This window comes from Streptomyces sp. SCSIO 75703 (genome assembly GCF_036607905.1).
GTDB lineage: Bacteria > Actinomycetota > Actinomycetes > Streptomycetales > Streptomycetaceae > Streptomyces.
Map to the genome: position 1 here is coordinate 3,902,435 of NZ_CP144555.1, position 17,718 is coordinate 3,920,152.

13 protein-coding genes and 1 pseudogene are annotated in these 17,718 nt (G+C 75.9%); 12 read left to right on the forward strand and 2 right to left on the reverse strand.

Features of this window, described 5'->3' with window-relative positions; translation table 11 throughout:
• Positions 1-493: 493 nt before the first annotated feature.
• A complete protein-coding gene (locus tag VM636_RS17180) occupies positions 494-850 on the reverse strand; it encodes a hypothetical protein (RefSeq protein WP_338485065.1) in 357 nt (118 codons plus the stop codon).
• A 95-nt stretch (positions 851-945) separates the two neighbouring features.
• Here VM636_RS17180 and VM636_RS17185 point away from each other — a divergent pair.
• A pseudogene (locus VM636_RS17185) lies at positions 946-1,380 on the forward strand (WD40 repeat domain-containing protein); the annotation flags it as partial.
• A 34-nt stretch (positions 1,381-1,414) separates the two neighbouring features.
• Positions 1,415-1,555 carry a DUF397 domain-containing protein gene (locus VM636_RS17190; protein WP_338485067.1) on the forward strand — a complete coding sequence of 47 codons (141 nt, stop codon included), beginning with the start codon at positions 1,415-1,417 and terminating at the stop codon, positions 1,553-1,555.
• A 57-nt stretch (positions 1,556-1,612) separates the two neighbouring features.
• On the opposite strand, the gene serC is transcribed toward VM636_RS17190, so the two are convergent.
• Positions 1,613-2,731 (reverse strand): phosphoserine transaminase, encoded by a 1,119-nt coding sequence (gene serC / locus VM636_RS17195; protein WP_053914043.1) that lies wholly within the window; start codon positions 2,729-2,731, stop codon positions 1,613-1,615.
• Positions 2,732-2,852: 121 nt separating this feature from the next.
• On the opposite strand from serC, the gene VM636_RS17200 reads away from it, so the two are divergent.
• From VM636_RS17200 to VM636_RS17245, 10 genes are all read left to right on the forward strand, one after another.
• Positions 2,853-5,759 carry an FAD-binding and (Fe-S)-binding domain-containing protein gene (locus VM636_RS17200; RefSeq protein WP_030419437.1) on the forward strand — a complete coding sequence of 969 codons (2,907 nt, stop codon included), beginning with the start codon at positions 2,853-2,855 and terminating at the stop codon, positions 5,757-5,759.
• A gap of 361 nt (positions 5,760-6,120) precedes the next feature.
• On the forward strand, positions 6,121-7,095 hold the full coding sequence (locus VM636_RS17205) for an EamA family transporter (RefSeq protein ID WP_053914045.1): 975 nt from the start codon (positions 6,121-6,123) through the stop codon (positions 7,093-7,095).
• 334 nt (positions 7,096-7,429) lie between these two features.
• Complete coding sequence (locus tag VM636_RS17210) at positions 7,430-8,233, forward strand: TIGR03084 family metal-binding protein (RefSeq protein ID WP_338485070.1); 804 nt, start codon at positions 7,430-7,432, stop codon at positions 8,231-8,233.
• Entirely contained in the window at positions 8,230-10,017 is a 1,788-nt protein-coding gene (locus VM636_RS17215) for an acyclic terpene utilization AtuA family protein (protein WP_078962722.1), read from the forward strand. The genes VM636_RS17210 and VM636_RS17215 overlap by 4 nt, the downstream gene beginning before the upstream one ends.
• Positions 10,014-11,612 (forward strand): carboxyl transferase domain-containing protein, encoded by a 1,599-nt coding sequence (locus tag VM636_RS17220; protein ID WP_030419433.1) that lies wholly within the window; start codon positions 10,014-10,016, stop codon positions 11,610-11,612. The genes VM636_RS17215 and VM636_RS17220 overlap by 4 nt, the downstream gene beginning before the upstream one ends.
• An 8-nt stretch (positions 11,613-11,620) precedes the next feature.
• Positions 11,621-13,468 carry a biotin carboxylase N-terminal domain-containing protein gene (locus VM636_RS17225; protein ID WP_030419432.1) on the forward strand — a complete coding sequence of 616 codons (1,848 nt, stop codon included), beginning with the start codon at positions 11,621-11,623 and terminating at the stop codon, positions 13,466-13,468.
• A gap of 69 nt (positions 13,469-13,537) precedes the next feature.
• Complete coding sequence (locus VM636_RS17230) at positions 13,538-14,701, forward strand: acyl-CoA dehydrogenase (RefSeq protein ID WP_053914047.1); 1,164 nt, start codon at positions 13,538-13,540, stop codon at positions 14,699-14,701.
• A gap of 47 nt (positions 14,702-14,748) precedes the next feature.
• Positions 14,749-16,311 (forward strand): 4-coumarate--CoA ligase family protein, encoded by a 1,563-nt coding sequence (locus VM636_RS17235; protein WP_338485073.1) that lies wholly within the window; start codon positions 14,749-14,751, stop codon positions 16,309-16,311.
• Entirely contained in the window at positions 16,308-17,039 is a 732-nt protein-coding gene (locus VM636_RS17240) for an enoyl-CoA hydratase family protein (RefSeq protein WP_030419429.1), read from the forward strand. Before VM636_RS17235 ends, VM636_RS17240 begins: the two co-directional genes overlap by 4 nt.
• A complete protein-coding gene (locus VM636_RS17245; RefSeq protein WP_030419428.1) occupies positions 17,027-17,659 on the forward strand; it encodes a TetR/AcrR family transcriptional regulator in 633 nt (210 codons plus the stop codon). Before VM636_RS17240 ends, VM636_RS17245 begins: the two co-directional genes overlap by 13 nt.
• Positions 17,660-17,718 lie beyond the last annotated feature (59 nt).

Sequence of the window (17,718 nt, forward strand, 5' to 3'; positions counted from 1 at the left end):
TCTCGCTGGGCATGGCGCGGTTGGGTTTCCCGTCGCCGCGCCTTACGCGTGCGCGCAAGATCCCCGCGAGCTGCTGAAACGGCGCCTCTGGCGCGTCGCGCTCCACCTGGTCATCCGGCCCGTACTCCATGGGCCGACGGTATCCGGCCGACTGCCCCCTGACACCCCCTGACAGGCTCATGCAGCCCTTTATGGGCTTTTACGGGTGGGTCTAGGTCGGCCCACAAGAAAGCCCCGGCAACAACGCTCGTGATCAATACAGCTAGGTCGTCACCGGGGCGGAGTGCCCATCAGCTAATAGGGGCTGACGAAATGGCCGACCTTCTCGCGCGCGCCCGCCTGCCCCGACTGCGCGCCCCACCTCGCCCCCGGCCCGCTCCCCGCGGAGACCGCCCCGCCTCGGCGCGGCTGACTCTCTGCCGACCCCCTGCCCCGTCCGGACGCTTCCGGGCGGGGCTTCGTCGTCCCTGGGACGTGGCGGGCCGGTCGGCACCTACGCGGCGGAGAGCGGGGCGGCCTGCTGGTCGACGGTGCCGTCGACTTCGCGGCGCGGTCCGGCGAGGGTTTCGCGTAGGCCGGGCTTGATGGCGTCGAGGTTGAGGCGGGCGTGCAGTGCCGCGCTCTGCTCGGTGGGCAGGCGGTCGGCGAGCGCGCGCTCGACCGTGTGCACGACGCGCGCCGGGTCGGGCTCGGTGAACTCGGCGCCCGCGAGGCCCTGCGGCTTGGTGTGCCGGGCGACGAGGTAGGCCGGCAGTTCGGCGCGCAGCGCATACAGGGTGTCGGCGTCGGCGCCCTCGATCACGTCGGGCACGGTGCGGCCGGCGTCGAGCAGGGCGCGGGCGCGGCCCATGCGCGGGCCTGCCGGGTCTCGGCGAGCAGTTGCTCGGCCGTGCCCCCTGTCGGGGCGGTGGCGCGGTCGGCGACGGTGCGCACCAGGGCGGCGGCCTGGTTGGCGCGGGCCTCGATGCGGTCGAGGTCGGCGCCGTCCTCCTCGTGGGCGGCCTCGCCGCCCCGGCCGCCGCGGACGGGGTGGACGGCGACGCCGGGTTCACGATCCGGGACCCGCGCATCACCGAGTCCAGTGGCCTCGCCGCCTCCCGCCTCCACCCCGGGGTCTACTGGACCCACAACGACAGCGGCGACGGGCCCTACCTCTACGCGGTGGACGGTTCCACCGGCGAGACGGTCGCCACGCTCACCCTGTCCGGCATCGGCTCGCCCCGGGACGTGGAGGCGATCTCCATCGGCCCGGGTGACCGGATCTTCGTCGGCGACATCGGGGACAACCTCGGCGGCACCTGGCCGCACGTGTGGATCTACGAACTGCCGGAGCCGAAGGAGCTGAGGGACCAGACGGTCCGGGCCACGCAGTACGTCGTCAGGCCCTTTTGGAAGGTCTTCCTACTCCGCGCAAATGGGCGAGTGCGTCGAGGTCGCCCACACGGTTTCCGGCCGCCGGGTCGTCCGGGACAGCAAACGGGAGGACGGTCCCGTGCTCAGCGTCTCCCGTGACGGCTGGGGGGCCTTTCTGCGGCAGTTCGCCCAGGCACCGTGAGCGGACGGCGAAGGGCGCCCGGCGAAACCCCGCCGGGCGCCCTTCGTCGGTCGTCGGTCAGAGGTTCTCGACCACGTGGTCGACGCACTTGGTCAGGGCCTCGACGTCGGCGGGGTCGACGGCCGGGAACATCGCCACGCGGAGCTGGTTGCGGCCGAGCTTGCGGTACGGCTCGGTGTCGACGATGCCGTTGGCGCGCAGCACCTTGGCGACGGCCGCCGCGTCCACGTCGTCGGTGAAGTCGATCGTGCCGATGACCAGCGAGCGCTGCGCCGGGTCGGTGACGAAGGGCTCCGCGAACTTGACGTCCTCCGCCCAGCCGTACAGCGTCCGCGCCGAGGTCGCGGTGCGGCGCACGGCGAAGTCCAGGCCGCCCTGGCCGTTCATCCACTCCACCTGCTCGTTGAGGAGGAACAGGGTGGCGAGCGCCGGGGTGTTGTACGTCTGGTTCTTGCGGGAGTTGTCGATCGCCGTCGGCAGCGAGAAGAACTCGGGGATGTGCCGGCCGCTCGCGTGGATCCGCTCGGCGCGCTCGATCGCGGCCGGGGAGAAGACGCCGATCCACAGGCCGCCGTCGGCGGCGAAGGACTTCTGCGGGGCGAAGTAGTAGACGTCGGTCTCGGCGATGTCGACCGGCAGGCCGCCCGCGCCGGAGGTGGCGTCGACCAGCACCAGGGCGCCGTCGTCCGCGCCCTCGACCCGCTTGACCGGCATCGCCACGCCGGTCGAGGTCTCGTTGTGGGTGAGCGCGTACACGTCCACGCCCGCTTCCGCGACCGCCTCGGGGTGCGTGCCCGGGTCGGCGGAGACGACGGAGGGGGCGGCGAGCCACGGGGCGAGCTTGGCGGCCTTGGCGAACTTGGAGCTGAACTCGCCGAAGCTGAGGTGCTGCGACCTGTTCTCGATCAGGCCGTGCGTCGCCACGTCCCAGAACGCGGTGGAGCCGCCGTTGCCGAGGACCACCTCGTAGCCGTCGGGGAGCGAGAACAGTTCGCGGATGCCCTCGCGGACCCTGCCGACCAGGTTCTTGACCGGGGCCTGGCGGTGGGAGGTGCCCATGAGGGAGGTGCCGGTCGCGGCGAGGGCGTCCAGCGCCTCCGTCCGCACCTTGGAGGGGCCCGCGCCGAAACGTCCGTCGGCGGGCTTGATGTCAGCGGGAATCCGGATCTCAGCCACGATCCGGAGCGTACTGCCTCGGGGAAACCGCACGGCGCCATGTCCGTCCGGTGAGACACGATCTCCGGCCCGTGAACACCCGCCGCACGCCCCCGGCGCGCGCGGGGCGCATCCTGGTGCCATGAGCGATCTGGAGGCAGCACTGCGCGCCGCGGTCCGGGGCGAGGTCGGCTTCGACACCACGTCCCGCGCCCTGACGACCATGGACGCGTCCAACTACCGGCGGGTGCCCCGGGGCGTGGTCGCGCCCCGCGACGCCGACGACGTGGCCGCCGCCCTGGAGGTGTGCCGGACGCACGCGGTGCCGGTCGTGGCGCGCGGCGGGGGCACCTCCATCGCCGGGCAGGCGACCGGCACCGGCGTCGTCCTCGACTTCACCCGGCACATGAACCGGGTGCTCTCCCTCGACCCGGACGCGCGCACCGCCGTCGTCCAGCCGGGGCTGGTCCTCGACCGGCTCCAGGACGCCGCCGCGCCGCACGGGCTGCGCTTCGGACCCGACCCCTCCACCCACGGCCGCTGCACCCTCGGCGGCATGATCGGCAACAACGCCTGCGGCTCGCACTCCGTCGCCTGGGGCACCACCGCGGACAACGTGCGCGAGCTGACCGTCCGTACGGTGCGCGGGCGCACGCTCCGGCTCGGGCCCGACTGGGCGGGCGCCCCCGAGGGGCTGCGGGAACTGGCCGACGGCGAACTGGCCCGGCTGCGCACCGGCTTCCCCGACCTGCCCCGCCGCATCTCCGGCTACGCCCTGGACGCCCTGCTGCCCGAGCGCGGCGCCGACGTGGCCCGCTCCTTCTGCGGCTCCGAGGGCACGCTCGGCGTGCTCACCGAGGCCACCGTCCGCCTGGTCGAGGCGCCCCGCGCCGCCGCCCTCGCCGTCCTCGGCTACGCCGACGAGAGCGCCGCGGCCGAGGCGGCGGCCGGGCTGCTGCCGCTCGGCCCGCTCACCGTGGAGGGCATGGCGGCCGATCTGGTGCCGGCCACCGCCGGGCTGCCCCGCGGCGGGGCCTGGCTCTTCGTGGAGACCGGCGGGGACACCGAGGCGGAGGCCCGTGCGCGGGCGCACGCGGTGGTGCGGGCGGCGGACGTCGTCGACGCGCGGGTGGTGACCGACCCGGCGGGCGTGCGGGCGCTGTGGCGGATCCGTGAGGACGCCTCCGGCACCGCGACCCGCATGCCGGACGGCACGGAGGCGTGGCCCGGCTGGGAGGACTGCGCGGTGCCCCCGGTCCGGCTCGGCGGCTACCTGCGCGACTTCCGCGCCCTGCTCGCCTCCCACGGGCTGCGCGGCACGCCGTACGGGCACTTCGGCGACGGCTGCATCCACGTCCGCATCGACTTCGACCTGCTGACCGGGCCCGGGATCGCCCGCTTCCGCCGCTTCTCCGAGGACCTCGCCGACCTGGTCGTCGCGCACGGCGGCTCGCTCTCCGGGGAACACGGCGACGGGCAGGCGCGGGCCGAGCTGCTGCCCCGCATGTACGGCGCCGAGACGGTCGCCCTCTTCGAACGGGCCAAGGCCGTCTGGGACCCGGACGACCTGCTCAACCCCGGCATCCTGGTACGTCCGGCGCCGCTCGACGCCGACCTGCGCTTCGCCGTCCTGCCCCGCCGCCCGGTGGACGTCGTCTTCGGTTACCCCGCCGACGGGGGCGACTTCTCCGCCGCGGTCCGGCGCTGCGTCGGCGTGGCCAAGTGCCGGACGACCGAGGCGGCGGGCGCGGGCGTGATGTGCCCGTCCTTCCGCGCCACCGGCGAGGAGGAGCACTCGACGCGGGGCCGGGCGCGGCTGCTGCACGAGATGCTCGCCGGGGAACTGGTGACCGACGGCTGGCGCTCCACCGAGGTCCGCGACGCGCTCGACCTGTGCCTGTCCTGCAAGGGCTGCCGCTCCGACTGCCCGGTCGAGGTCGACATGGCCACGTACAAGGCGGAGTTCCTGCACCACCACTACGCCGGGCGCCGCCGGCCCGCCGCCCACTACGCCATGGGGTGGCTGCCGGTGTGGCTGCGCTGGGCCTCCCGCCTGCGCGCCGCCCCGCTCGTCAACGCCCTCGCGGGGGTCGGCCCGGTCGCCGCGGCGGCGAAACGGCTCGGCGGGATCGCCGCCGAGCGGGAGGTGCCGAGGCTCGCCGCGCGTCCGTTCAGCCGCTGGTGGCACGGGCGGCGTCCCGCCCGTCCCGCCGGTGAGCGGGGCGAGCTGGTCGTGCTCTGGCCCGACACCTTCACCGAGCATCTGTCGCCGTCCGTCGGACGGGCCGCCGTACGGGTGCTGGAGGCCGCCGGGCTGCGCGTGGCGCTGCCGCCGACACGGCGGTGGCGCGGCGCCCTCGGGGACGGCCGCTCGCGGACCCCGGCCGCGCTGCTGCCGGCCCGCCGGGGCCGGGTGTGCTGCGGGCTGACCTACGTCTCCACCGGCCAGCTCGACCGGGCCCGCGCGGTGCTGCGCCGCACCCTCGACCTGCTCGCCCCGGTGCTGGAGTCCGGCGCCCCGCTGGTCGTGCTGGAGCCGAGCTGCGCCGCCGCCCTGCGCACCGACCTGCCCGAGCTGTTGCACGAGGACCCCCGGGCGCGGCGCCTCGCCGGGCAGGTCGTCACCTTCGCCGAGGCGCTGGAGCGGTACGCGCCCGGCTGGACGCCGCCCGCCGTGGACCGGCCGGTGGCCGGGCAGACCCACTGCCACCAGCACGCGGTGCTGGGCGACGCGGCCGAGCGGCGGCTGCGGGAGGCCGCCGGGCTCACGGGCGAGCTGAGCGGGGGCTGCTGCGGCCTCGCGGGCAACTTCGGCTTCGAACGCGGCCACCACGAGGTCTCGGTCGCCTGCGCGGAGGAGCGGCTGCTGCCCTCCGTGCGGGAGGCCGGGCCCGGCACGGTGGTCCTGGCGGACGGCTTCTCCTGCCGTACCCAACTGGAGCAACTGGCGGGGGTGCGGGGGCGGCACCTGGCGGAGGTGCTGGCGGACGCGCTGGAGGGCGGTCCGGGGGAGGGACGGGAGACGGGGGAGCGGGGGAGTGGCGACTGAGGTGACGGAAGCGACTGAGGTGACTGAGGTGACGGGCGTGACGGGCGTGACGGGCGTGACGGGCGTGACGGGCGTGTTCTGAGTGGCTGGGGTGACCGGAGCGACGGGCATCGCACAGGGAGGCACCAGGGGCGGTGGCCCCTGGTGCCGGGGCGGGCACGAGTCCGTTCCCGGGCCCCGCGCCGGACGCCGATTGACAGCGGAACCCCGGGCCAGGACAGTTGCGTCACGGGGCCATACACCTGACCCGGTCCATTACCCTGGACCGGGCCGTGCAGTGAGCTGAACCATGATCGGCTCCCCGGCCTCCCGCGTCCCGCTTCCGTCCCGCCCGTCCCCACCCGTCCTTCCGGAAGGTCCCGTGAGTACGCCCAGCACCACCCCCGGCACCCAGGCTCCGGCCGCCCCCGCGACGAGCGCGCCGGCCGCGCGGCCCACCGGCCGGGGTCCCGCCCCGGGCGGTCTGGCGGCGCTCGGTCCCGTCGGCCTGGTCCTGGCCGGCGGGATCTCGGTGCAGTTCGGCGGCGCGCTCGCGGTGACCCTGATGCCCCGGGCCGGCGCGCTCGGCATCGTCACCCTCCGCCTGGCCGTCGCCGCCGTCGTGCTCCTGCTGGTCTGCCGCCCCGGGCTGCGCGGCCACTCCCGCGCCGACTGGGGCACGGTGATCGTCTTCGGCATCACCATGGCCGGCATGAACGGCCTCTTCTACCAATCCGTCGCCCGCATCCCGCTGGGCCCCGCGGTCACCCTGGAGGTGCTGGGCCCGCTCGCCCTCTCCGTCCTGACCTCCCGGCGGCTGGTCAACCTGCTCTGGGCGGCCCTCGCGCTGGGCGGCGTGTTCCTCCTGGGCGGCGGCGGCTTCGACAGCCTCGACCCGCTCGGCGCGGCCTTCGCGCTGGCGGCGGGCGGGATGTGGGCCGCGTACATCGTGTTCAGCGCCCGCACCGGGCGCCGCTTCCCGCAGGCCGACGGGCTCGCCCTCGCCATGGCCGTCGGGGCGGTGCTCTTCCTGCCGCTCGGCATCATCGAGTCGGGGAGCAAGCTGATCGACCCGACGACCCTCGTGCTCGGCGGAGCGGTGGCGCTGCTCTCCTCCGTCCTGCCCTACACCCTCGAACTGCTCGCGCTGCGCCGGCTGCCCGCGCCCACCTTCGCCATCCTGATGAGCCTGGAGCCCGCCCTCGCCGCGACGGCCGGCTTCCTCATCCTGGACCAGGCCCTCTCCGTCCCCCAGGCCGCCGCCATCGCCCTGGTCATCGCCGCCAGCATGGGCGCCGTCCGCACCCAGATCGGCCGCGGCAAGCGCAAGCCCCAACCGGTCCCGGCCGAACCCTGAGCGAGCCGGGGCCGGTCCTTCCCGCGCCCCGGAGTGCCGTCCCGCGCTGCCCGCCGCCCACGGCCGCGGGTCCGCCCGTGCCCCGCCGCGCCGCCCGTCCGGCGTGCCGCCCGCACCCGGCGCGGTGCCCGTACCCGCCGCGCCGCCCGCAGCCGGCGCGGTGCCTCCCCCGTAGTCCCTGGCGGCGCGCCGCGCGTCCCGCCCGACTCCCGTCCCGTCCACGGCCGCACGGGGCCGGAGCCGCGTGTCAGTAATTCATGCAAGCACGCTTGATTGTTTCTTGGCCCCCTGCCATGCTCCTCGCACGCCGCGCCGTGTTCGAGGGGAGCGTCCCGTGGCCGATCCGACGCCCGTGTTCGACGATCTGGACGAGGAGAGCGGGGAGGTCGACGCGCTGGTCGCGTCGCTGGCACCCGAGCGGTGGGCCCTCGCCACGCCCGCGCCGGGCTGGACCCTCGCCCACCAGATCGCGCACCTGGCCTGGACCGACCGGTCCGCCCTGGTGGCCGTCACCGACGAGGCGGGCTTCCGGGCGCTGGTCGACAAGGCACTCGCCGACCCCGGCGGTTTCGTCGACGAGGGCGCCGCGGAGGGCGCCGCGCTGCCGCCCGCCGCACTGCTCGCCCGCTGGCGCGAGGGGCGCGCGGCGCTGGCCAGGGCGCTGCGCGAGGTGCCGTCCGGCACGCGTATCCCCTGGTACGGCCCGCCGATGGCCGCCCCGACCATGGCCACCGCCCGGCTCATGGAGACCTGGGCGCACGGGCTGGACATCGCGGACGCCCTCGGTGCCCGACACCGGCCCACCGGACGGCTGCGGCACGTGGCCCGGCTCGGTGTCCGCACCCGGGACCACGCCTTCGTGGCGCACGGGCTGACCCCGCCGGCCGAGCCGTTCCGCGTCGAACTCACCGGCCCCGACGGCGCGTCGTGGACCCATGGCCCCGAGGACGCCGCCCAGCGCGTCACCGGGCCCGCGCTGGACTTCTGCCTGCTGACCACCCAGCGCGCCCACCGCGCCGACCTCGCCCTCACCGCGACCGGTCCGGACGCCGACCGCTGGCTGGACCTGGCACAGTCCTTCGCCGGCCCGCCCGGGGCCGGCCGCCCGCCCCGGGGCACCGCGGGGGAGCCGCGATGACCGCCGCCGCCCCGCGGGGACCGGCCGCGCGGGCACCGGCCGCGCAGGGACCGGCCGCGCAGGGACCGGCCGCGCGGGCACCCGAGTCCGCCCGGCAGGGCACGGCCCCGCTGCGGATCGGGAATGCCTCCGGTTTCTACGGCGACCGCTTCGCCGCGATGCGCGAGATGCTCACCGGCGGCCCCCTCGACGTGCTCACCGGCGACTACCTCGCCGAACTGACCATGCTCATCCTCGGCCGCGACCGGCTCAGGCACCCGGACGCCGGGTACGCCCGCACCTTCCTGCGCCAACTGGAGGAGTGCCTCGGCCTCGCCCACGAGCGCGGGGTGCGGATCGTCACCAACGCCGGCGGGCTCAACCCGGCCGGACTCGCCGATGCCGTACGCGACCTGGCCGGACGCCTCGGCATCCCGGTCCGCGTCGCCCACGTCGAGGGCGACGACCTCACCGCCGCCCACCCCGGCAGCCTCGCCGCCCACGCCTACCTCGGCGGCTTCGGCATCGCCGCCTGCCTGCGCGCGGGCGCGGACGTCGTCGTCACCGGCCGGGTCACCGACGCCGCCCTGGTCACCGGGCCCGCCGCCGCCCACTTCGGCTGGAGCGCGCAAGACCACGACCGGCTCGCCGGCGCGGTCGTCGCCGGACACGTGCTGGAGTGCGGCACCCAGGCGACCGGCGGCAACCACCCCTTCTTCGAGGAGCACCCCGGTGCCCTGCGCCGCCCCGGCTTCCCGCTCGCCGAGGTGCACGCCGACGGCACCTCGGTCATCACCAAGCACGAGGGCACCGGCGGCCACGTCGACGTCGGCACCGTCACCGCCCAGTTGCTGTACGAGACGGCCGGCGCCCGGTACGCCGGTCCCGACGTCACCGCCCGGCTCGACACCGTCCGCCTCACCGGGGACGGGCCCGACCGGGTACGGATCGACGGCGTACGCGGCGAGGCCCCGCCGCCCACCCTCAAGGTCGGCCGCAACCGGCTCGGCGGCTTCCGGGGCGAGGTCGTCTTCGTCCTCACCGGCCTCGGCATCGAGGCGAAGGCCGCCCTGGTCCGCGAGCAGATGACCGACGCGCTGGCCGCGTCGCCGCCCGCCGAGGTCCGCTGGGAACTGGTGCGCACCGACCGCCCCGACGCCCCCACCGAGGAGACGGCCAGCGCCCTGCTGCGCCTCGTGGCCCGCGACGCCGACCAGGACGTCGTCGGCCGGGCCCTGACCGGCGCCGCCGTCGAACTCGCCCTCGCCAGCTACCCCGGCTTCCACGTCACCGCCCCGCCCGGCAGGGCCACGCCCTACGGCGTGTTCGAGGCCGCGTACGTCCCGCAGGACACCGTGCGGCACACCGCCGTCCTGCCCGACGGCAGCCGCGTCGCGGTGCCCCCGGCGCCCGTCACCGCCGTACCCGGGCCGCTCCCCGAGCCGGAGCCGCCCGAGCCGCTGCCCGCCGGGCCGGTGCGGCGGGCCCCGCTCGGCCGGATCGCCGGGGCGCGCAGCGGCGACAAGGGCGGCGACGCCAACGTCGGCGTCTGGGCCCGCACCGAGGACGCCTGGCGCTGGCTGGCGCACGAACTGACCGCCGACCGGTTCCGCGAGCTGGTGCCCGAGGCCCGCGACCTGCCCGTCACCCGGCACGCCCTGCCCCGGCTGCGCGCCCTGAACTTCGTCGTCGAGGGGCTGCTCGGCGAGGGCGCCGCCGCGCGGGCCCGCTTCGACCCGCAGGCCAAGGCGCTCGGCGAATGGCTCCGCTCCCGCCACCTCGACATCCCGGAGGTCCTGCTGTGACGGTCCTGTCTTCCGCCCTGGACCCGGCCGGTCCGGAGTACCGCGCCCACCGGGAGGCCATGCTCGCCCGCCTCGCCGACCTGGACGCCGAACACGCCAAGGCGCTCGCCGGCGGCGGCGAGAAGTACGTCGCCCGCCACCGCGAACGCGGCAAGCTGCTCGCCCGCGAACGCGTCGAACTGCTCCTCGACCCCGACTCGCCCTTCCTGGAGCTGTCGCCGCTGGCCGGCTGGGGCAGCGACCACACCGTCGGCGCCTCCCTCGTCACCGGCATCGGCGTCGTCGCGGGCGTGGAGTGCCTGATCACCGCCAACGACCCCACCGTGCGCGGCGGCGCCACCAACCCGTGGAGCCTGAAGAAGGCGCTGCGCGCCCACGACATCGCCTTCGCCAACCGGCTGCCCTGCGTCAGCCTCGTCGAGTCCGGCGGCGCCGACCTGCCCTCCCAGAAGGAGATCTTCATCCCCGGCGGGGCGGTCTTCCGCGACCTGACCCGGCTGTCGGCGGCCGGCATCCCCACCGTCGCCGTCGTGTTCGGCAACTCCACGGCCGGCGGCGCGTACGTGCCCGGCATGTCCGACCACGTGATCATGGTCAAGGAGCGGGCGAAGGTCTTCCTCGGCGGCCCGCCGCTGGTGCGGATGGCCACCGGCGAGGAGAGCGACGACGAGTCGCTGGGCGGTGCCGCCATGCACGCGCGGGTCTCGGGCCTCGCCGACCACTTCGCCGTCGACGAAGCCGACGCGCTGCGCCAGGCCCGGCGGGTCGTCGCCCGCCTCAACCACCGCAAGGCGTACCCCGATCCGGGCCCCGCCGAGCCCCCGAGGTTCGATCCGGAGGAACTGCTCGGGATCGTCCCCGAGGACCTGCGGACCCCCTTCGACCCGCGCGAGGTCATCGCCCGGATCGTCGACGCCTCCGACTTCGACGAGTTCAAACCGCTGTACGGCGCCAGCCTGACGACCGGGTGGGCGAGCCTGCACGGCTACCCGCTGGGCATCCTCGCCAACGCCCAGGGGGTGCTGTTCAGCGAGGAGTCGCAGAAGGCCGCCCAGTTCATCCAGCTCGCCAACCAGCGCGACATCCCGCTCCTCTTCCTTCACAACACCACCGGCTACATGGTCGGCAAGCGGTACGAGCAGGGCGGCATCGTCAAACACGGCGCCATGATGATCAACGCGGTGAGCAACTCCCGCGTCCCGCACCTCTCCGTGCTCCTCGGCGCCTCCTACGGCGCCGGCCACTACGGCATGTGCGGCCGGGCCTACGACCCCCGGTTCCTCTTCGCCTGGCCCAGCGCCAAGTCCGCCGTGATGGGCCCCCAGCAGCTCGCCGGGGTGCTCTCCCTCGTCGCCCGCCAGTCGGCCGCCGCGAAGGGCCGGGCGTACGACGAGGACGCGGACGCCGCGCTGCGCGCCATGGTGGAGCAGCAGATCGAGTCCGAGTCGCTGCCGATGTTCCTGTCCGGGCGGCTCTACGACGACGGCGTCATCGACCCGCGCGACACCCGCACCGTTCTCGGCCTGTGCCTGTCGGCCCTGCACACCGCCCCCTACGAGGGCGTGCGCGGCGGCTTCGGCGTCTTCCGGATGTGAGGGGCCCCATGATCGCTTCCCTGCTCGTCGCCAACCGGGGCGAGATCGCCTGCCGTATCGTCCGCACCTGCCACGACCTGGGCATCCGCACCGTCGCCGTGTACTCGGACGCCGACGAGGACGCCCGGCACACCCGGCTGGCCGACACCGCCGTACGGCTGCCGGGGGCGGCGCCCGCCGAGACGTACCTGCGCGGCGACCTGATCGTGAAGGCCGCCCTCGCCGCCGGCGCCGACGCCGTCCACCCCGGCTACGGCTTCCTCTCCGAGAACGCCGGATTCGCGCGGGCCGTCCGGGACGCGGGCCTGACCTGGATCGGACCGCCCCCGGCGGCGATCGAGGCGATGGCGTCCAAGACCCGCGCCAAACGGCTGCTCGGCATCGCGCCCCTGGAGCGGGTCACCGACGCGGACCTGCCGGTGCTGGTGAAGGCGGCGGCCGGCGGCGGCGGGCGCGGCATGCGCGTCGTGCGGCGGCGGGCCGACCTCGACGCGGCCCTCGACGCCGCCCGCGCCGAGGCACGGGGTGCCTTCGGCGACGGCGAGGTCTTCGTCGAGCCGTACGTGGAGAACGGCCGCCACGTCGAGGTGCAGGTCCTCGCCGACACCCACGGCACCGTGTGGACGCTGGGCACCCGGGACTGCTCCCTCCAGCGGCGCCACCAGAAGGTCATCGAGGAGGCCCCGGCCCCCGGACTGCCGCCGGAGCTGGCACGGGAACTGTGCCGCCGGGCGGTGGAGGCCGCCCGCGCCGTCGACTACACGGGCGCCGGCACCGTCGAGTTCCTGGTCGCCGACGGCCGGGCGCACTTCCTGGAGATGAACACCCGGCTCCAGGTCGAACACCCCGTCACCGAGGCCGTGTTCGGCATCGACCTGGTCGCCCTCCAGCTCCGCGTCGCCGAGGGCCACGCCCTGGAGCCCGAACCGCCCGCGCCGCGCGGCCACGCCGTCGAGGCCCGCCTCTACGCCGAGGACCCGGCGGCCGGCTGGGCCCCGCAGACCGGCCGGCTGCACCGACTCGCCGTCCCGGACGGCGTCCGCCTGGACACCGGCTACGCCGACGGCGACACCGTCGGCGTCCACTACGACCCGATGCTCGCCAAGGCCGTCGCCCACGCCCCCACCCGCGCGGAGGCCGTCCGCCGGCTGGCCGGCGCCCTGGAACGCGCCGAGATCCACGGCCCGGCCACCAACCGCGACCTGCTCGTCCGCTCGTTGCGCCACGAGGAGTTCACCGGTGGCCGGATGGACACCGGCTTCTACGACCGCCACCTCGCCGCCCTCACCACGCCCGCCCCCGACCCGCTCGCCCCGCTGGCCGCCGCCCTCGCCGACGCCCGCGACCCGTCCCGCTCCCGCTTCGGCGGCTGGCGCAACCTGCCCTCCCAGCCGCAGGTCAAGCGGTACGCCCTGGCCGGCGAGGAGCACGAGGTCCGCTACCGGCACACCCGCACTGGCCTCGCCGCCGACGGCGTCCGCGTGCTGCACGCCGACCCGACCCGCGTCGTCCTGGAGGCCGACGGCGTCCGGCGCACCTACCGCGTCGCCCGCCACGGCGACCGGGTCCACGTCGGCGCCGACGTCCTCACCGCCCTGCCCCGCTTCCCCGAGCCGGGCCTCCGGCACGCCCCCGGCTCCCTGCTCGCCCCCATGCCGGGCACCGTCGTCCGCCTCGCGGAGGGCGTCGCCGAGGGGGCGTCCGTACGGGCCGGGCAGCCCCTGCTGTGGCTGGAGGCGATGAAGATGGAGCACCGCGTCACCGCCCCGGCCGACGGCACCCTCACCGCCCTGCGCGCCGCGCCCGGCACCCGGGTGGAGGCCGGCCACCTGCTGGCCGTCGTCCAGGAGACCTGAGACCGCCGGGTCCTCGCCCCCCCGGCACCGCCCGCGAAGAGAGCATCCACCCGCAGCCGAAGGAGCCGTATGACCACCCTCATCGAGTCCGACGAGCACCAGGCCCTGCGCGCCGCGGTCGCCGCCCTCGGCGAGCGCCACGGCCGCGCCCACCTCGCCCGCCCCGACGGCGAGCCCGCCCACCCCACCGGCCTGTGGGCCGAGGCCGGCAAGCTCGGCTACCTCGGCGTCAACCTCCCCGAGGAGTACGGCGGCGGAGGCGGCGGCATCGCCGACCTCTCCATCGTCCTGGAGGAACTCGGCGCTGCTGGCTGCCCGTTGCTCATGCTGGTCGTCTCCCCGGCGATCTGCGGCACGGTCATCGCCCGCTTCGGCACCGAGGAGCAGAAGCGGACCTGGCTCCCCGGCCTCGCCGACGGCAGCCGCACCATGGCCTTCGGCATCACCGAGCCCGACGCCGGCTCCAACTCCCACCGCATCACCACCACCGCCCGCCGCGACGGCGACGACTGGGTGCTCACCGGCCGCAAGGTCTTCGTCTCCGGCGTCGACATCGCCGACGCCACCCTCGTCGTCGGCCGCACCGAGGACGCCCGCACCGGGCGGCTCAAGCCGTGCCTGTTCATCGTGGCGCGCGACACCCCCGGCTTCGGCCGCCACCCGATCGACATGGAACTGCGCGCCGCCGAGAAGCAGTTCGAACTCGTCCTGGACGACGTCCGGCTGCCCGCCTCGGCACTGGTGGGCGAGCAGGAGGACGCCGGGCTGCTCCAGCTCTTCGCCGGGCTCAACCCCGAGCGGATCATGACCGCCGCGTTCGCCGTCGGCATGGGCCGCCACGCCCTCGCCCGCGCCGTCGCCTACGCCCGCGAACGCACCGTCTGGAAGACGCCCATCGGCGCCCACCAGGCCATCGCCCACCCGCTCGCGCAGGCCCACATCGACCTCGAACTGGCCCGCCTGATGATGCAGAAGGCGGCCCGGCTCTACGACGCCGGGGACGACACCGGCGCCGGCGAGGCGGCCAACATGGCCAAGTACGCGGCCGGGGAGGCGTGCGTCCGCGCCGTCGACCAGGCCGTGCACACCCTCGGCGGCAACGGCCTGACCCGCGAGTTCGGGCTCGCCTCGCTGATCACCGCCTCCCGGGTGGCCCGGATCGCCCCGGTCAGCCGGGAAATGATCCTCAACTACGTCTCGCACCAGACCCTGGGCCTGCCCAAGTCGTACTGAGCACCGAGCCGGTGCCCGCCCGGCACCGCGCGGAGCGAGGAGGAACCGTGTTCCGCAGTGAGTACGCCGATGTCCCGCCCGTCGACCTGCCCCTCCACGAGGCCGTGCTCGGCGGCGCCGCCCGCTTCGGGGACACCCCCGCCCTGATCGACGGCACCGACGGCACCACCCTCACCTACGCGCAGGTGGACCGGCTCCACCGGCGCACCGCCGCCGCGCTCGCCGGGGCGGGGGTCCGCAAGGGCGACGTGCTCGCCCTGCACAGCCCCAACACCCTCGCCTTCCCGGTCGCCTTCCACGCCGCCATCCGGGCGGGCGCCACCGTCACCACCAGCCACCCGCTCGCCACCGCCGAGGAGTTCGCCCGGCAGCTCGCCGACGCCCGCGCCCGCTGGATCGTCACCGTCTCACCGCTGCTGGACACGGCCCGCCGGGCCGCCGCCCTCGCGGGCGGCATCCAGGAGATCATGGTCTGCGACCGGGCCGCCGGCCACCGCTCGCTCGCCGACCCGCCCGAGGCCCCGGCACCCGAGGTCGCCATCGACCCGGCCGAGGACGTCGCCGCCCTGCCCTACTCCTCCGGCACCACCGGCACGCCCAAGGGCGTGATGCTCACCCACCGCCAGCTCGCCACCAACCTGGCCCAGCTCCAGCCGGCCATCCCCGCCGCCCCCGGCGACCGCGTCCTCGCCGTACTGCCCTTCTTCCACATCTACGGGCTCACCGCCCTCATGAACGCCCCGCTGCGGCAGGGCGCCACCGTCGTCGTCCTGCCCCGCTTCGACCTGGAGCAGTTCCTCGCCGCCGTCCAGGACCACCGCATCACGGGCCTCTACGTGGCCCCGCCCCTCGTCCTCGCCCTCGCCAAGCACCCCCGGGTCGCCGCCTACGACCTCTCGTCCCTGCGGTACGTCGTCTCCGCCGCCGCCCCGCTGGACGCCGCGCTCGCCGCCGCCTGCTCCCGGCGGCTCGGCCTGCCGCCCGTCGGCCAGGCGTACGGCATGACCGAACTCTCCCCGGGCACCCACGTCGTCCCCCTGGACGCCATGGACCAGGCACCGCCCGGCACCGTCGGCCGGCTGATCGCCGGCACCGAGATGCGCGTCGTCTCCCTCGACGACCCCGCACGGGACCTCGGCACCGGCGAGAGGGGCGAGATCCTGATCCGCGGCCCCCAGGTCATGAAGGGCTACCTCGGCCGCCCCGACGCCACCGCCGCCATGATCGACCCGGACGGCTGGCTGCACACCGGCGACGTCGGCCACGTCGACGAGGACGGCTGGCTCTTCGTCGTCGACCGGGTCAAGGAACTGATCAAGTACAAGGGCTTCCAGGTGGCGCCCGCCGAACTGGAGGCCCTGCTCCTCGGCCACCCCGGCATCGCGGACGCGGCCGTCGTCGGCGCCCTGGACGCCGACGGCAACGAGATCCCGCACGCCCACGTCGTGCGCCGGGCGGACGCCGCCGGACTCACGGAGGACGAGGTCCGCCGCTACGTCGCCGACCGCGTCGCCCCCCACAAACGCGTCCGCCGCGTCACCTTCCTCGACGCGGTGCCCCGCGCCGCCAGCGGCAAGATCCTCCGCCGGGCCCTGCGGGAGCGCCCGTGAGCGTCGTCCGCACCCGCGACCGGGGCGTCGAGACCCTCACCCTCGACGCCCCGCGACGCCGCAACGCCCTCTCCGGGGCCCTCGTGGCCGCCCTGTCCGACGCGCTCGCCGACGCCGCCGCCGACCCGGACGTGCGGGCCGTCGTCCTCACCCACACCGGGCCCGCCTTCAGCGCCGGCGCCGACCTGCGCGACCCGCCCGACCCCGCGGCGCTCACCGCCCTGCTCCGCCGGATCGTCGCACTGCCCCGGCCGGTCCTCGCCCGCGTCGACGGCCACGTGAGGGCGGGCGGCCTCGGTCTGCTCGGCGCCTGCGACATCGCCGCCGCCTCCACCGCGTCGACGTTCGCCTTCACCGAGGTCCGCGTCGGCGTGGCCCCCGCCCTCATCTCCCTGCCCCTGCTGCCCCGCGCCGAGCCCCGCGCCCTCGCCCGCCACTGCCTGACCGGGGAGCGCTTCGACGCCGCCGAGGCCGCCCGGACCGGCGTGGTCACGGCGGCCGGCGACGACGTGGACGCCGTCCTCGCGCCGGTCCTCGACGGTGTGCGCCGCGCCTCACCCGAGGCCCTGGCCGCGACGAAACGGCTGCTCACGGCTAGGGTGCTGGAGGCATTCGACCGGGACGCGGCCGAACTGACCGCACTCTCGGCCCGGCTGTTCGCCTCCCCGCAGGCCCGCGAGGGGATGACGGCCTTCCTCGAACGACGGGAACCGGAATGGGTGGTGTGAGCACGGCAGACCGTGCGGAACGAGTCCCCAAGCAGGACCGCAGCCGGGCCACCCGGCGACGGCTGCTGGAGGCCGCCGTGGCCTGCCTGGCGGAACACGGCTGGGCCGGTTCCACGGTCCTGGTCGTCGCCGAGCGCGCCGGGGTCTCGCGGGGCGCCGCCCAGCACCACTTCCCGACCCGCGAGGACCTGTTCACCGCGGCCGTCGAGTACGTCGCCGAGGAGCGCTCCGGGGCGCTGCGGACGCTCTTCCCCGACGGGGCCGCCGCGGGGGACCGGCGCGCGGTGGTCGCCGCCCTGGTCGACCTCTACACCGGGCCCCTCTTCCGGGCGGCGCTGCACCTGTGGGTGGCCGCCTCCAACGAGGAGCAGTTGCGGGCGCGGGTGACCGAGCTGGAGGCCCGGGTGGGCCGCGAGAGCCACCGGATCGCGGTGGAACTGCTCGGCGCCGACGAGTCCCGCCCCGGCGTCCGCGAGAGCGTGCAGGGGCTGCTGGACATGGCCCGCGGCCTGGGGCTCGCCACCCTCCTCACCGACGACGGCCCCCGGCGCCGCCGGGTGGTCGACCAGTGGGCCCGGCTGCTGGACGACGCCCTGGGCGGGGCGCCGGACGGCGGCTGAGCGCGGGCGCGGGGCGGGCCGGGCCCGGGAGACCGCACCGGGCCGGACCCCTGAGCCCG

Bases quoted from the DNA above. Each gene is read 5' to 3' on its own strand.
- VM636_RS17180 (WP_338485065.1), bottom strand. From the start codon at position 850: ATGGGCCGCGCCCGCGCCCTGCTCGACGCCGGCCGCACCGTGCCCGAC.
- VM636_RS17215 (WP_078962722.1), top strand. From the start codon at position 8,230: ATGACCGCCGCCGCCCCGCGGGGACCGGCCGCGCGGGCACCGGCCGCG.
- VM636_RS17245 (WP_030419428.1), top strand. From the start codon at position 17,027: ATGGGTGGTGTGAGCACGGCAGACCGTGCGGAACGAGTCCCCAAGCAG.
- VM636_RS17190 (WP_338485067.1), top strand. From the start codon at position 1,415: ATGGGCGAGTGCGTCGAGGTCGCCCACACGGTTTCCGGCCGCCGGGTC.
- VM636_RS17230 (WP_053914047.1), top strand. From the start codon at position 13,538: ATGACCACCCTCATCGAGTCCGACGAGCACCAGGCCCTGCGCGCCGCG.
- VM636_RS17225 (WP_030419432.1), top strand. From the start codon at position 11,621: ATGATCGCTTCCCTGCTCGTCGCCAACCGGGGCGAGATCGCCTGCCGT.
- VM636_RS17200 (WP_030419437.1), top strand. From the start codon at position 2,853: ATGAGCGATCTGGAGGCAGCACTGCGCGCCGCGGTCCGGGGCGAGGTC.